We start from the raw sequence: 14,785 nt of genomic DNA on the forward strand, positions 1-14,785 counted from the left end.
TATCCTTATTCTCCAAGGGCAATTTTAATTATTCGGGGGACATGGGTGTGGTAAGCATGTTGCCAAACCTCTGTAATATTTGACTTGTTTACTTGATCATAAGGCACCAAAGTAAAAAGTGGCATAGACTCTCCAAGCTTGGCCAACAACGCGATGCGCGCCATAGTGGAGCCAATTTCATAAGGTCGATCTGAAATAGACGCCAGCATATTGCCTTGTTGTGCCATATCCAGCAGGTTATTCACTCCTAGATCATGTGAAATCACTTTTACCTTATTAAAGCCATCACTTCGTAGCGCTTGCACAACACCTTCTGCTGCTGTATCCCAAGATACATAAATTAATTCTAACTCTGGATTTCTGAGCATCATTGCCGAAGCAATTGCACTGGTATCATGCTCTTTGACAAAACCTTGGCGGGAGACTATTTCAATTCCTGGGAACAGAGCCAGTCCATCAACAAAAGCCTTATCCCTAGTGTTAGTTATAAAATAATTGGCATCGTGAAAAACCATGCCAATTTTTCCGCTGCCTTGTAGGTATTCATTTGTTACCTCAGCGGCTCTATTACCCATGCCCTGCATATCATCTGTGACGATACCTGCAAAATCTTTTCCGTGTACAAAACCTGAAATGGGGTTGCTAAGCAAAACCAGTTTGCTGCCTGCATCGACTATTTTTTGGAAGCCCGCCTTGGCACTGACGCCATCGATTACCAGTGATAGTACAATGTCAGGATTAAGAGCCTGAATATTCTCAATATCAGCTACTTGTTTAGCCGGATCATACTGAGCGTCGGTGGTAACCAATACCTTCACACCATAACGTTCAAAGGTATCGGATGCTCCCCGGTTCACTGCGTTGATCCATGGGCTGGCGCCATGCCATGCCAGTGCCGCAGTAAATCGTTTACCTGACAAACGGGATGCTTGTTCATCATTAATCACTATTTGAGATGACTTGCTGGCTTGGGCCAGTTGAGTCACAAAATTCTCTTCTTTTATGGTTGTGGCACCTGCCGATTGGCTTATTAACATCAGGTTACAAACCAATGGGATAAACAGTTTTCGCATTCACAGTCCTATAACATATTCTTTACAATTGACTTTAGTTTAAAGCCATGAAGATATAAGTCAATCATTTTTACTTAATTTCAATTTGAATAATATAACTGGTAGCAATATGCATAATATGGCAAGGTTTCGACTATTCATCATCAGAGACATGTTAGTTGCAGGCATCTAATTCCAAACAAAATAAGGCGTTGAACTTAAGGTTGGTTCTTTCCCATATCGCCACCCTCAGCCCTATTTCACGGGCTGATATCGCCAAGATCACGGGGCTGACCAAACAAACTATTACTAACATGGTGGATGAACTATTGGCGGCGGAGTTAGTGGCCGAAATGGGGATTAAGAAAGAAGGAACTGTAGGAAAACCATCAAAAATGCTGGCTTTGTCGGGGAAAAATACGGTAAATGCCGGTATTCGAATATTTTCCGATTATTGCGACTTAGCGCTTTATAGCCTGACAAATGATAAAATGGGTCAATTTCGGATAGAGCGAGGGCAAACACCGGAAAAGGGTCTTGAGCGGGGATTAGCATCATTACTTCAAGATTGCGCTGTTGAAAACAATGCATTATTGGGAGTTGGCCTGAGTTTTGTTGATCAGTTCGATTCCCAGTATCCCAATCAGTTGGCTAAACTGGATTTTGCACAATTATTGGCTGATAAACTCAAACAACCTGTGATTATGGAAACCACAGCGTCAGCCTGTGCAGCCTGTCACATGTTGCACGGTGAGGCAAAGAGTCTGAATAGCTTTGTTTATGTACACTTGGGCCTACAAATTGAATCGGCAGTAGTGCATGGCCGCAGGATCATGTTGGGACACAATCAACTAACGGGGGCTTTGGGAGAAATCTTTGTTACACCTGAGACTAATCACCGAGATGGTGAGTTAGGTCGCCTCAACGAATTTGTTTCGCTAGACGCCTTGCGTAAGTTGGCTAAACAACCTGATATGGATATACAGAGCTTGTACTCTCTGGCTGAGCATAATCCTGGCGCTATCGATCGATGGCTTGAAATTGCCGCAGAACCTATGCGCATTGCCATTCATATGCTTGAATCCGTATTGAATTGCCAAACTATTATTTTTGGTGGTGATATTGCTCCAGAACTCCTAGATTTGCTGATAGCCAAATTAAGGCCATTAATCCCTTCCATTGCTCAGTTTGGTGATAGAGATGTGCCTAGGATCATCAAAACGCCAAATGTGAATGATATATCCCTGAGTGGCGTAGCAACGTTACCCCTGCACAGCGCTCTGGATATGAACACTCCCTATACGGCCAGATTACCAAGGTTGACTAAACTGACAGTTAAACAGTCTTTACTTTATTTGGCGCATTAACCCACCCGAATTTAGGTTAGTTAATCTTATATATGCATCAAGGAAACACAAAAATGATAAAAATCCTATGGGTCTTAGCGCTCGTATTTAACATCAATTTGGCTTTATCGGCTGAGTTAATGTTAATCACTGATAAAAGTAAGGCTTCCAATGAAGTGCGCGTTTATATAAAAAATATTGGTGATAAAAAGGCAATAGTATTGACCAAAAACTTAACCTTTAGGGTAGCTGACAACGAAGTTGTAATGTCCCCTGAGCGACATGTACTCATAAATAATGGTTCGCAAATACCATTAAAAGAAGACTTATCTTTATATGGGGCCGTCACGTTACGACCAGACGAAACAACTTATATTCAAAGGCCAATAATTGAAATACCCACTGGAAAATTAATATACAAAGTAAAACCCGAGTGGGCGGAGCTTCAAGGTATTTGGGGTGGAACAATAGATGTCGATTTTTAGTCAATGAATATTGAAACGATCATTAACAATTCCCCCACGTTTTTGCTGTTTGTATATGTTTGTGTTTGCCTAGGAGGGGCTTACTTTATGTTTGTTTCTATTCCTAAAGCAATTACTTCAAGAAAATTCCCAACGGTTCAAGGCAAAATAACCAGCGGAGGTGTTGGCGTTCGCCAAATTGGGGTAGGTCGTAGTGCTGAGGCTAGAGTGCAGACCTTTACTGCTGAGATTACCTATAAATATGTAGTAAATGAAAAAAACTATACTTCTAATAAACGAAGATGGCACGAAGCTCAAACAACTTTCCATTCATACCATCAGCGGATCTCTAACAGATACCCTCACGGTAAAGAGGTCAAAGTATATTATAACCCCGCCAAACCCAAAGTATCGGTATTAGAGCCAGGCATCGGATTAGGTTCAACACTAGGTGTGATTATAACTTTAAGTGCGGTATCGTTTTTAACGTTTTTTATCTCGCACCAGTATTCATAAATTATCTCTTAATCTCATATCCGCACGTCACTGTATTGGAGTGTTTCGCATATTGGTTTTTAAATCTAGTTTTCGTACCCCCCAACATCAAGCCACCAAATACTAGTAAAAATATAGTAAGTAATCCTAAAAGTGAACTTGTAGTAGCAATACCGGGACTGTTTATAACGGCCAATGTGTTAATGAGAAATAACACCCAAACACAAGGTGCTGATATTCTTCTGGACCAGTTTCACATTGTTCCAGTTTCGTTGGTTGCTATGCTCAGGGGACGGCAGGGGCGGCAATATCATCGATAACTTCAGTAAAATTTTCCGGCAAACTAAAAACAGATTTTTCAACACTGACTTCCTGTACAGATATTAATTGCATTTCCAAACCCGAGGCCTGGCGTTCGATATTCAACGGGATTTTACCAAGTTTGGCCAGAGGGGCCATGGGATTATTGGGAATATTCAAATGCAATTTTCCCTGTACTGAACCAATAACTAGGCTATAGATCTCGTTCATGGTTTGCAGCATTTCTAGTAGAGCTGTACCATTTTTGATAGAGCTTGGGTTGGCAATACAAGTCCGGCCTTTTAATTCTTGCTGTTCGTGTATTTCATACCAGTCACAAGATACACCGGCGAACTGCCCCTGCTGTGCTGTTGCGTTGTATTGGCTTTTGACTATTCTGCCGTCCTTACCGCCGTTAAAAAACTGATTCAGTCTGTCGGCCTGCTTCTGGCGTTGGCTCTCAGGTAGCTGTTCAAGTTTCTTTTCAAATTTGGCAAACATTGCCTGTAAGGCATCAGCATAGATTTTGGCTTTTGGTAGACTAAAGCTACGGTAATTTTGCTGCTGATAATCCAGCACATACAAGGTCTTGGTAGAGCGGTCAAACAATTCTTGCAGTTGCTGCTGTTCATTCAGATTGGCAACACTATCTTGACTCAGGTACAGCGAAAAATTTCGTTGCTGTTCACCCTGTTGTTGTTGCATTTCCAGCACAGTAGCAGTGACTTGGCCTTGAGCAGATTGAGAAATCAACAATAGCACCGACATAAAAAGGGAGCGGTAAATAGACATAGATATAATACCTTATACGCATTCAAAGGGCGCTGTGACAGTAATGAAAACGGGATGCAACTATGCATCCCGAGATGAACCAATAATTTACTACTGCTTCACATAAAGCATAAAACATAAAAAGCGCAGAAAACTATATGCGACGAATTTTTCTACGCTGGGCACCTATCATCAACAAGCCTATCATTAGTATAGCCAATGTACCTGGCGTGGGGACCACAAAGCGGTTGCTGGCCAGCAAATCGAAGGCAAATTCGGACAGTAACTCATGAGCGGCGGTAGTAGGATGAATATAATCCCAAAACACATGTTCGTCAGCGCCGGAACAGCTTTGTTCGCCCCTGAAAAAGCTTACTGAGCGGCACTCTGAGCTTGTGTTGCTAAAACCAAAGTCCTGTGGAGCGGCCAGCAACTCGTTAAAAGTAGTGTACACATCGAAATAATATAACTCAGCGTTGGACAGTAGATTTAACTCCATCAAACGACTTTCCAAACCAGTATTCCAAGCGACTGTAAGGTCATGGGCTTGGGCACTGTCGGCTGTATTGGCAAACTCAGGAATGGTACCGAGGTCAGGTAGGTTAGGCACGAGCAATGTGCCTACACCATTATTAAGTAACTGTGCCAAAGAGGCGGCCATATTATCAAGGGTCTGCTCTAATTTTGCAAAAGGATCGGCAGTACCCACCATTGAACGTACGTCGTTACCACCCACCCAAGTAATAAACAACGCATCGGCATCGGAGTTTGCACCGTTTTGGTCATTAAGATAATTGTTAATCTGTGCATCCATCCCCATTGCAACTGCTCCTGTAATACCATCGCCTCCAGATGCTAGGGCACCACCATAAGCATAGTTATTTCCACCGGAGCTGTGGATGGCAGAAGAAGACAAACCTAAACCGTCAGACAGATACTCATGCCAAACATCGCCATTTGAGAAACGACCGTTACCACCGTAACCGATGCTATTCGCTAAAACCCCACCTAGAAAACCGAGTGAATTTTTAATATTACCAGTGTCAGATAGGCTGTCGCCAAATACATATACATCTGAGTAGATTGTTCCAGCAGTGACAAAAGAACTGCTTAATACAAGAGAAGCACCAAATAAAAGGGCAGACGTTTTTTTATAAATTTTAGTTATATTCATGTAATTCCCATATTTATATTGTGATTGAGAAAATTTTCCCAAAAATAATAAAGCTATTTTGGTGCCAATTGTTTCTTATATAATATAATCAATTGGTTAGTTATTTTTTCGATGTTGTCATCTGACCAGTTGTAAAAAAAACTGACGATTTTTAGATGCCACTGTCTGTTGATAAATACGATGTGGTTGATTTTTGAGCAGTGCGGGTAAATAAGTATGGAATAATAATGAGGCATTTTTTCATCTAGAAAACAAAAAACCTCAACTATTGTTCCAGTTAGCATACTTATCCAGAATTCAGCTTAGTTAATCGCAGATAATGAGCAATTTAGAATGACACCTAAAGACGACAATTTTTATGGTGTTCAGCGTTTTGGCTAACCTTATTCCACCACTAACTTATGGGAAAATACTGCAAACTTTACATTTTGTGTTTGTAACCAATCATCCAGAGCTGATTCAGTTAACAAGTTGGGATTGGGCATCGCTTCTCGGTAAACTCTTAACTGTTCGATTTTTTCTTCATTAAGGTTTTGAGCAATAGTGACGAGAAAGTAACTGCGATCTGATAATCGATTTTTAGGAAGGGGTATCTGCCAACCTTGTGAATTTTGGGTGAGTGGTAATACTGTATAAGCATCTTTTGCGACTAACAGTATTTGAACCTGTGAATTGTGGGGTTGTAGGTACAATTCACAGAGTTGATTTAATGCGAGTGCAGCGAAGGTTGTATTGCTTAAAGATATATTCTGACTAGTTGTCGCGGCACAGGTTTCACCTTGCTTTACCAGAGCAACTAATTGTGTTTTTGTTGTTGGTTCTTCTTTAGAAATATTTTCTTTGTTTGTTACAGATTGATATTTGTTGCTTGTAATTGAAGTAAATTCTCTGAAGCCTAAAAATATTATTGTCACCAAAATAAACGCCGATATAATTAGCTTTAATCGAGAGTTAACACTTACTAACTTATTGTTTTTTACGCTAGATAAGGTTTGGCTTTGAGTACTGTTGGGCAAGGCTAAAGCAGCCTGCTCTAGATTATTAACTAGCCGGATGTAGTTATTTGGTTGGATGTCTGACTGATTAGCATGAGGCAGTAAAAATTGCACTTTTGCACCCAGAGCGGTCCATTGTTCTAGTTGTGGTTGAGCCAGTTTAAATTTAAGGGCGACTTCTGTAACGGCTAATATTTGATGATTGCTGGTATTGACTTCACCCGTTGCACAAATAACAGTGTCATCTTTACTGACATCGCCGTTGCCGAGTAAACCTTTTGATTGGGCTAAATGGGCCAAATACATGGCGACTTGCCAACTGTTACCTTGGTCGATGCGGGCGCTGATATCAACTCGATAACTGCAAGCACCAAACATTTGCTGAATGATCCCCACCCCTTTTTTTACAAAATTGTGGTAGCTGCCGCTGATATTTGCTGTGGTTGATGTGCCATTAACTGATACTACTGAGCTGATATCTTCATCATCAATAGGCGTGATATTTTGTATCGCGACTAATCCCTGAGTGGTGGCAATAAATATATGGGTTTTCATCTAGCTTGGTTCCCTGCCATCAATATACTCACTTCAAAAGCATGAAACAAAGGCGCTTTAACTCTTATGTTTTGGTTAAGATAGGTATATTGCAAACTCAGCATCAAACATGTTTATAAATTTCTGATCTGATTCTTCCATTAATAGCTGCGTTTTACCATCCTCAATAGGTGGGAAGTGGACCGAAGATATTAATTTGTCGGAACAACAATTCACTCGCACACCTTGGTTGTGATGTTTTTCTATAGAGTGTGGGATTTTAAGTATCACGTACACTTGCCCAGAAAATTGTTTGTCACGCTTAAATAACAGTTCAAATTCTGCAGACTTACGACTGCTGATTTCAGCGACAGAACTAGCAGCTGCTTGCACAGGGCTATTGGCAAAGGCCAATTTTTGTAGCAACTGCATATACTGACGGCGCAATACAATAGATTGATTAATGTGTTGCATAAGCTGTGGGGCGTCAACTTTTGGATTGCCTTGGGCAAGTTGTACCAAATCGTTAAACACCCATGATGTGCTACTTTTAAGCTGCTCGGTTGTGCGCTGATGTAACTCCCGGTACAGGGTTTTGGCGGTAAATAGCTGCTCCTGTATATGATATTGATGATCAGGCATGGGGTGCTCCATATATTTGTTTAAATCTACTACTGAATATGGATAAGTCAGAGCGATAAATTTCTGCTAGCTGCGTATTTTGGTGATTTAATTTTGCTATGACCAACAAATAGCGCGCGACTAACTCTTGGCACTGGTCGAGTGCTTCGCTGCCATCTTGGTAAATATCCAGCTCTGCAACAGACGGCAGTTTTTTAAATCCATCCTTATTATTGTTTTTAAAGAGGTTTGCCGCCTCAGTTAACCAAAATTGTGCCTTAGGGTGCTGGGATAACCATTGCTGAATCTGTAAAAAATGGTTTGCTCCAGACTCTGTTGTGTTGGCTATTTGTGCTCGCATCCATATTTTGAGGGTTTGTTGTAAATCTGTTGGCATTTGTTTGAGCATGATGCCAACAAACAAAGGGTTATTGAGACTGTAAAATATGTGGGCAATGACCTGTTGTACTTGTTTACAGTGTGACTCAGAGTCATTGAGTTCGGCTACGTAGTCTTGGTATTGTCGAGTGGGGGACTGTTGCAGTTTATCTGCCAACACCAGAGGCGACTTTCGTTTGGCCTGCACCAATACTGATTGCCAGCCAGCAAATATGTTTAAACGCAAAAACGACAAAGGTAATTGTCGCGCCAACTTACCGTGGCTTAATAAGGATTTCATGGGCTGATATTGGGTCAAAGTTAAAAACTTTGGTGATTGGCACAACCAATTTAAATCCGAGTGGTTATCCGCCTGTTCAAAGACTGTTTGTTGCACCCATTGTGCATCTATCTCACCTTGTTCACTGTCGCTACCAAGGCTTAGGGCATAATCCGCATTAAAGGTGTTTTCAACCACATCAATGGCAGTTATTGCATCGAGTAAATCGTCTAATACTGTAGAATATTTAATATAACTGGGCTGGGCTGGTGGGCTTAACCAAAAATTCAGTACATCTTGGTCAGTGAGCTTTGGTGCTGTTAAATTATGTTGTTTCAACCAACCACTAATGGCGCGAAAACGCTCTTGGGTGCTGGCTTCTGGAATATGTTCTTTTAAGTAGCTATAAATCAGTTTTTGCAGGTTAGATGACACTTGTTTTATTGCTTGGCTATTGCCATCTACTAGCAGTTTTTCAATAGTAGTTAATTGTCCAGGTTCAATGCTGGCAGTCAATTCTAACATCACCGCTAAAACGCCTATTCGGGTAGGGGATATAGCAAATTCGATGTCGCCTAATTTTAGCTGTAAATAATCATCACCCATGGAAACTTGGCCTGAAGCTGTGTGAATGGGCTGCTTAAAAGCTTGGCGAAACCGTTTTGGTTGGATGTTTTCGTCTATCCAAAAAAAGCTCAGCAGGGGAGACGATGAATAATTGGGGTGATTGACTACCGCCCAGCAAAGGAAGCTTAATTCGTAACACACTGAACCATAGTTACGGCATACGAGGTTTTGCGATATTTGCTCTACGTCTTTGCCATGATATTTATTGCCATCAAGACCGGGGGTTTCTTTAAGCTGGATAAATAGCGCTTTTAAGGTTTCGCTAATACCGTAATTAATTATATTGCTCATTCGGCCTAATGTGGATTGCTACTTGTAACGTTATTGTCTCAATTTAACGGACAAGTAACACGCAATCAAAGACTTTCGAAAGACGAACATGCTCTAATTTATGTATATGGACTCCCACTGCCTCACCTTTTTGAGTTTTGTTTCGCGAGCGGCTTGAGCAGATGACGATTTTTTGAAGTGCTTAGACTGGTTGCTCGCAGACAAGGCTTTTTTACCTTTGTAGTTACGGGTGATGTTATGTAATCGTAATGCCCTTAAGGTTTCAATTTGAGGATCTTGTGAGTTTGTATCAGGCGTTAATTGATCTGCCTGGAGTGACGCAAAATCATCAACATACACAATATCTGACTGGTTAGAGCGTGAGGTAAATAAGCGTTGCTCGTCATGCTGTAAAAAGTCTTGCTGGGTGGTCAATACTTTATCAACATATTCACGAGTAGCAGGGATAACGCTGAGTTCACCATGTCTACTTTGGACCTTTGAACCACCATTGTAATGTGACAAAGCAATGTCTAAGCGGCCATCATATCGTTTAAGTAATTTTTTAATAAACTTAACCCCTAACTCTATGTTTACGTCAGGATCAAATAGTCGATTACGGTGCACACCAAAAGCTTGCTCTGCGGTTCGCGGCATAATTTGCATGACACCTTTTGCTCCCGCGTGGCTTAGGGCTTGAGCATTAAAGTTCGACTCGACTTTGGCAATCGCTAAAGCCAAAGATGGTGCCACGTTTTGCCGTTTGGCTTCGTTAATCACTCGTTGTTGAATATCATCTTTGGCATAGTAATAAGAAGCAGAAGCAACGGGTGTAAACAGTATGGCTATTAGGTTTAATACTGTTATCAGTACTAGTGTTTTCATTGTATTTTCTCCAACTGCGTTTGCCACTTTTGGTTAAGCATGGTTATGGAAAGCTTTGGGTGATTTATCTGTTTACGTAACGCCATTATTTGTATCAGAGGTAGGCTGTCTGGTACTGCCAATATCAAAGGCTGCTGAGTCTCAAAGTGGGCGAAGTTGTCGATGCTCAAAGGGGTGAGGTGTTGATCGTAAAATTTCTCATTGAAGTAAAACGCATACTGTTGTTTGCTATTTTTAGACGTTTTACGTGAAGATGATTTTTCACTATTACCCGCGAGTTTTAACTGTTCATCTGTGGCGAAAGACGGATGACTGGTTTGCTGCGGCTCATTTTTTTGAGCTTGCTCAGGCAAACCAATTGAAAATAAAGCCAAAATTAATAAAGAAAAAAACGCCATGGATAATCCCAGTGCGACTTCAGTCATGGCTTGAGTACTAGTGTCGTGATTCATATGTTGATGCATAAAATACCTCCATTGGAGGTTATGCAAAACTTAGAGACATAAAAAACGGAAATAGAAAAACGAAATGGTAAACGTTGTTCGTTCGGTGAACTTGAAGTCGCGGTCAATCAAAAGTATGGCTGGGCTACTAGGCATGCACTGTACACATAATGTTTGTTTTACGAAAGACATCCATATTAGATTTCTATTATTGAAACAATTACGCCATCAGTAATAGAAGCTTAATGAGACACCCAAAGTAATAAACTACCCAATAACAGTCTTCTTAGTTTCTACCAGATAAGAATATTTATCTTTAAATTTTAATAAAGTTAGAATTATTTATTTTCATATATATATGAAAATGCATGCCTTTGTTAATCAAAAGTTGTTTTTATAAGTTATTGAATTTAAAGTTTAATTTATTTTTATTGCATTTTTATTAAAAAATAATGAACTATTTATTGCGATCTTGCGTTATTTGTTGAATTATTTATTCTAACTTTTATGCGGAAATAAGAATGATGATGATAAAAACCAATATGAAGGTCCTCCCATTATGTTTGGCGATAAGCGCCGCTTTTTCGACAGCACCATCTGTGTTTGCAGCAGATACCGCAGATAAGCGGGTTGAAAGAATCTCAGTTACGGGGTCATTAATCAGACGAGCTGATCTAGAAGAAAGTATGCCAGTGACTGTTTTTGACAAAGAGATGATAGAAATTACTGGCGCGCAAAACATGATTGATATTGCCAATAATTTAACTATGAATTCTGGCTCTCGTTTTACCAATGAAGAGGCCCGCATAGCTGGTACATCACAGTTCAATATTCGTGGACTTGGTCCAGGTGCAACATTAACCTTAATAAATGGTCGTCGAGCAGGTATTGCACCTGTTGCCACCAACTTAGGAAATCAATTTTTCGATATCAATCAATTGCCAATTGCAATGATCGAACGTATTGAGTTCCTCACGGACGGTGCATCGTCCACCTACGGCTCTCAAGCTGTGGCTGGTGTAGCCAATATTATTACCCGCAGTGGTTTTGAAGGTTTAGAAGTTTCTGGACGTTATCAAGATTCTTCAAATGAAACATTTGATATCAACTTGGTTAGTGGTGCTAAAGGTGAGCGTGGACAAGTCAATATATACGCAACATTGTCCGGACAAACGATTAATTATCGCTCAGATTTTGACTTTATCAATGAAAGAGTAGGTGGCAATGGTAATGTATACGATTCAAGATTTTTATCGTCGACAGGTTCACCGGGCTCCTATCAATTAGCTCAATTTGATAACGAAGGTGTTATTACACCAACAGGCTCAGTTTTTGCTGATCCTAATTGTGAAGATGCGGGCGGCGTATTACAAAGTGGTTTATGTAAAACCCACTTTATCGATCAACTCGCTATCATGCCAAAAGAAAACCGCTTTCAAGTGTTTAGTGAATTTGAATATGATGTGACTGACAATGTAAAAGCTTATGGAGAATTAAGTTTTTCACGTAATCAAGTTCAAGCTATTCTGGGTGCACCTTTTTATTCGAATGGTTTGGTTAAAGGTGGCAGTATGTTTGTTCCAGCCGATCACCCTTTTAACTTTTTTGTTGAAAACGAAGCTGGCAATGGCCTGAATTACATCAACCCAACAGAATGGGATAACAATACACACCAAGCAGTTGATATCGTCGCTAAATCACGTCCCTTCGGTTATTTCACTAATGGCGACTCTTCTAGCGGTATCAATAACCATCTTGATATTGATTTTGACTACTACCGCGCTGTAACCGGTTTTGAAGCAGAGTTAAGCGATACCTGGATACTTGATACTTCTTATGTTTACTCACTTGGTGAACGTTCGCAAACCACACGCCTTGGTATGTCCAGCACTACATTTAACGATGCCGTGTTAAGTGGCGCTTTTAATCCTTTTGGTATCGCTTTATCAGACCCTGACTATGTTTCACCTAAAGATGGGACTTCAATCGCGGCAAATAGTGAGGAGGAGCTCGGCAACATAATTCATGATTTAACCGATAATACTCGCAGTGAGCAGCAAGTACTTGAAGCGGTAGCAAGTGGTGAGTTGTTCGACCTCGACAGTGGCATGATCAGCATGGCAATAGGTAGCCAATATCGCTATGAAAACTACAGCTATACACCTGATAGCTTATCAGGTAAAGGCTTAGGTTTAGGCTCTACACCATCATCATCTATAGCGGGTGAAACTAATGTTTTTGCTGTATTTGCCGAATTGTTTATTCCTATTTACGATGATATTGAGATACAAACCGCTTTACGCTACGAAGATTACGATACTGCTGGGTCAACCATAGATCCAAAAGTTTCAGTCAAGTGGGATATCACTGATGAATTGATGTTAAGAAGCTCATTCGGCACATCATTTCAAGCACCAACTAACTTACAAACCGGAGACACGATTGGCGGTGCATTCATCGAAGATCCAGTAACAGTACAAAATGGTGTTGCCGTGTGTAACCCAACTGGTGCAAGCAACTATGTGTATATCAATACACGGGGTAGCGATGATTTGGAGCCAAGTAAAGCGAAAAATTGGAACTTAGGTTTAGTTTATCAACCAACTAAAGCCTTGATGATGAAAGCTGACTTTTGGTCTTTTGATTACACCGATTTAATCGCTCAAGACTCCAGTGCAACAGGTATTGTAAACGCACAATGTGCTGGCGTGGCGAATGGCGATAAGCCCATCAATGATCCACGGATTACTCGTTCTCCAGAAGGTCAACTACGTGAAATAGCATTAAATTACGTCAATACTGGCTCAGTAAAAACCAGCGGTTTGGATTTTAGCGTCAATTACGATATGGATTTAGCTTCCTTAGGTGAACTGACTTTAGGTCTAGACAGTACTTATGTGGCTGCATTTGACATTGTCGCTTTAGATGGCGCAGATACGATCAAAGGAGCTGGTAGCTTCAATAGTGCCAATGCATTTAAAGCAATGCCCAAACTGCGCGCTAATACTCGAGCAACCTGGCGTTTTGATGACCATGTATTTAATGCTTCGCTGCGTTATATCAGTAGTTACGATAATGATTTAACTGCAGACGAAAACGACAATATTGCAGCCTATACCACGGTTGATTTAAAATACACTTACACCTTTGGTTCAGATGCAGGTAATACCTCTGTCAATGTAGGTGCTAGCAATATCTTTGATAAAGCGCCACCGACATTAGGTGATGGCGTTCGTCCAGGGTATGACGCAACAACACATGATATTCGCGGTCGTGTAGTATTTGCCGGATTTACTCATAAATTTAACTAAGTCATTATTTAGTCAATAATAAAAGGGGGGATCATCTGATGCCCCCTTTTATTAACCTCAGGATATGCCAATGCAAAAAGTAATATTATGTCTTTTATTATTAAGTCTTAAGGTCATAAGTACCGAGCAAGTTGATGCTGATTTTAACATCATCCAAAAACCCATTATTTTTGATGCACAACGCAAAGCTCTCACCTTAGATTACATGCAATCTCACTATGGTATCGAGCAAACTGAACCCACAATCACACCGACTATGGTAGTTGTGCACTGGACAGAAATACCTACATTTGAAGAAACCTTTGCGGCTTTTAATCCGGCTGTATTACCTTCAACACGTACAAAAATAAGTTCTGCAGGTTCGGTCAATGTATCAAGTCAATTTGTTATAGACAGAGATGGCACTGTGTATCAGTTGCTGCCAGAAACGACTATGGCACGTCATGTCATCGGATTAAACTACACTGCCATAGGTATTGAAAATGTCGCTAACGGACACAGCCTACCTATGACCCAAGCTCAATTAGAAGCAAATAATAAACTTATTCAGTATCTCGCTAAAAAATATCCCATTCAATATGTATTAGGTCATAGTGAATATCAGGTATTCAAAGGTACACCATTGTGGAAAGAAAAAGATGATAACTATCTCACCGACAAAACAGACCCTGATATTGCGTTTATGGATAGACTACGTGGTCGTTTAAGTCATTTAGATTTACGCCCTTTACCGCAGAAATAACTAAACGCCGCGACTCTATTAAAGAATTTACCAAGCGAATTTACAGCGAATTTACAGCGAATTTACCAAGTAATTTACCAAGCCACCCATACCAAGG

General features: G+C 40.5%; 13 protein-coding genes. 5 read left to right on the top strand and 8 right to left on the bottom strand.

Features of this window, described 5'->3' with window-relative positions; genetic code table 11:
* Positions 1–5: 5 nt before the first annotated feature.
* Positions 6–1,073: a substrate-binding domain-containing protein gene (locus GARC_RS20330; protein WP_007623851.1), complete on the bottom strand. Its 1,068-nt coding sequence runs from the start codon at positions 1,071–1,073 to the stop codon at positions 6–8.
* Positions 1,074–1,231: 158 nt separating this feature from the next.
* On the opposite strand from GARC_RS20330, the gene GARC_RS20335 reads away from it, so the two are divergent.
* The 3 genes from GARC_RS20335 to GARC_RS20345 all read left to right on the top strand — a co-directional run bounded on the left by GARC_RS20335 (position 1,232) and on the right by GARC_RS20345 (position 3,378).
* Positions 1,232–2,419 carry an ROK family transcriptional regulator gene (locus tag GARC_RS20335; RefSeq protein WP_153810978.1) on the top strand — a complete coding sequence of 396 codons (1,188 nt, stop codon included), beginning with the start codon at positions 1,232–1,234 and terminating at the stop codon, positions 2,417–2,419.
* A 53-nt stretch (positions 2,420–2,472) separates the two neighbouring features.
* Positions 2,473–2,883, top strand: coding sequence for a hypothetical protein (locus tag GARC_RS20340; protein ID WP_007623854.1), 411 nt, complete (start codon positions 2,473–2,475; stop codon positions 2,881–2,883).
* A gap of 87 nt (positions 2,884–2,970) precedes the next feature.
* Entirely contained in the window at positions 2,971–3,378 is a 408-nt protein-coding gene (locus GARC_RS20345; protein WP_007623856.1) for a DUF3592 domain-containing protein, read from the top strand.
* 264 nt (positions 3,379–3,642) lie between these two features.
* Here the strand turns inward: GARC_RS20345 and GARC_RS20350 are convergent, their stop codons facing one another.
* The 7 genes from GARC_RS20350 to GARC_RS20385 form a co-directional block, all read right to left on the bottom strand.
* The gene (locus GARC_RS20350; RefSeq protein WP_007623857.1) at positions 3,643–4,449 is read right to left on the bottom strand and encodes a hypothetical protein; all 807 of its coding nucleotides are present in this window, start codon (positions 4,447–4,449) and stop codon (positions 3,643–3,645) included.
* Between the two features lie 133 nt (positions 4,450–4,582).
* Positions 4,583–5,602: an SGNH/GDSL hydrolase family protein gene (locus tag GARC_RS20355; protein WP_007623860.1), complete on the bottom strand. Its 1,020-nt coding sequence runs from the start codon at positions 5,600–5,602 to the stop codon at positions 4,583–4,585.
* Positions 5,603–5,985: 383 nt separating this feature from the next.
* Complete coding sequence (locus tag GARC_RS20365) at positions 5,986–7,152, bottom strand: hypothetical protein (RefSeq protein ID WP_007623862.1); 1,167 nt, start codon at positions 7,150–7,152, stop codon at positions 5,986–5,988.
* A gap of 75 nt (positions 7,153–7,227) precedes the next feature.
* Positions 7,228–7,773, bottom strand: coding sequence for a hypothetical protein (locus tag GARC_RS20370; protein ID WP_007623863.1), 546 nt, complete (start codon positions 7,771–7,773; stop codon positions 7,228–7,230).
* On the bottom strand, positions 7,766–9,328 hold the full coding sequence (locus GARC_RS20375; protein ID WP_007623865.1) for a hypothetical protein: 1,563 nt from the start codon (positions 9,326–9,328) through the stop codon (positions 7,766–7,768). Before GARC_RS20375 ends, GARC_RS20370 begins: the two co-directional genes overlap by 8 nt.
* Before the next feature lie 93 nt (positions 9,329–9,421).
* Positions 9,422–10,192, bottom strand: coding sequence for a lytic transglycosylase domain-containing protein (locus GARC_RS20380; RefSeq protein ID WP_007623866.1), 771 nt, complete (start codon positions 10,190–10,192; stop codon positions 9,422–9,424).
* Positions 10,189–10,656: a hypothetical protein gene (locus GARC_RS20385; protein ID WP_007623868.1), complete on the bottom strand. Its 468-nt coding sequence runs from the start codon at positions 10,654–10,656 to the stop codon at positions 10,189–10,191. Before GARC_RS20385 ends, GARC_RS20380 begins: the two co-directional genes overlap by 4 nt.
* Before the next feature lie 500 nt (positions 10,657–11,156).
* Here GARC_RS20385 and GARC_RS20390 point away from each other — a divergent pair, with 500 nt between their 5' ends.
* Both GARC_RS20390 and GARC_RS20395 read left to right on the top strand, forming a co-directional pair.
* The gene (locus GARC_RS20390) at positions 11,157–13,946 is read left to right on the top strand and encodes a TonB-dependent receptor domain-containing protein (protein ID WP_007623869.1); all 2,790 of its coding nucleotides are present in this window, start codon (positions 11,157–11,159) and stop codon (positions 13,944–13,946) included.
* A 70-nt stretch (positions 13,947–14,016) separates the two neighbouring features.
* Positions 14,017–14,688 (top strand): N-acetylmuramoyl-L-alanine amidase, encoded by a 672-nt coding sequence (locus tag GARC_RS20395; protein ID WP_007623871.1) that lies wholly within the window; start codon positions 14,017–14,019, stop codon positions 14,686–14,688.
* Positions 14,689–14,785: the final 97 nt, after the last annotated feature.

This window comes from Paraglaciecola arctica BSs20135 (assembly GCF_000314995.1).
GTDB lineage: Bacteria > Pseudomonadota > Gammaproteobacteria > Enterobacterales > Alteromonadaceae > Paraglaciecola > Paraglaciecola arctica.

What these genes read in the sequence shown, in the direction of transcription:
- GARC_RS20330 (WP_007623851.1), bottom strand. Translation starts at nt 1,073, where the DNA reads ATGCGAAAACTGTTTATCCCATTGGTTTGTAACCTGATGTTAATAAGC.
- GARC_RS20340 (WP_007623854.1), top strand. Translation starts at nt 2,473, where the DNA reads ATGATAAAAATCCTATGGGTCTTAGCGCTCGTATTTAACATCAATTTG.
- GARC_RS20345 (WP_007623856.1), top strand. Translation starts at nt 2,971, where the DNA reads ATGTTTGTTTCTATTCCTAAAGCAATTACTTCAAGAAAATTCCCAACG.
- GARC_RS20350 (WP_007623857.1), bottom strand. Translation starts at nt 4,449, where the DNA reads ATGTCTATTTACCGCTCCCTTTTTATGTCGGTGCTATTGTTGATTTCT.
- GARC_RS20355 (WP_007623860.1), bottom strand. Translation starts at nt 5,602, where the DNA reads ATGAATATAACTAAAATTTATAAAAAAACGTCTGCCCTTTTATTTGGT.
- GARC_RS20365 (WP_007623862.1), bottom strand. Translation starts at nt 7,152, where the DNA reads ATGAAAACCCATATATTTATTGCCACCACTCAGGGATTAGTCGCGATA.
- GARC_RS20370 (WP_007623863.1), bottom strand. Translation starts at nt 7,773, where the DNA reads ATGCCTGATCATCAATATCATATACAGGAGCAGCTATTTACCGCCAAA.
- GARC_RS20375 (WP_007623865.1), bottom strand. Translation starts at nt 9,328, where the DNA reads ATGAGCAATATAATTAATTACGGTATTAGCGAAACCTTAAAAGCGCTA.
- GARC_RS20380 (WP_007623866.1), bottom strand. Translation starts at nt 10,192, where the DNA reads ATGAAAACACTAGTACTGATAACAGTATTAAACCTAATAGCCATACTG.
- GARC_RS20385 (WP_007623868.1), bottom strand. Translation starts at nt 10,656, where the DNA reads ATGCATCAACATATGAATCACGACACTAGTACTCAAGCCATGACTGAA.
- GARC_RS20390 (WP_007623869.1), top strand. Translation starts at nt 11,157, where the DNA reads ATGATGATGATAAAAACCAATATGAAGGTCCTCCCATTATGTTTGGCG.
- GARC_RS20395 (WP_007623871.1), top strand. Translation starts at nt 14,017, where the DNA reads ATGCAAAAAGTAATATTATGTCTTTTATTATTAAGTCTTAAGGTCATA.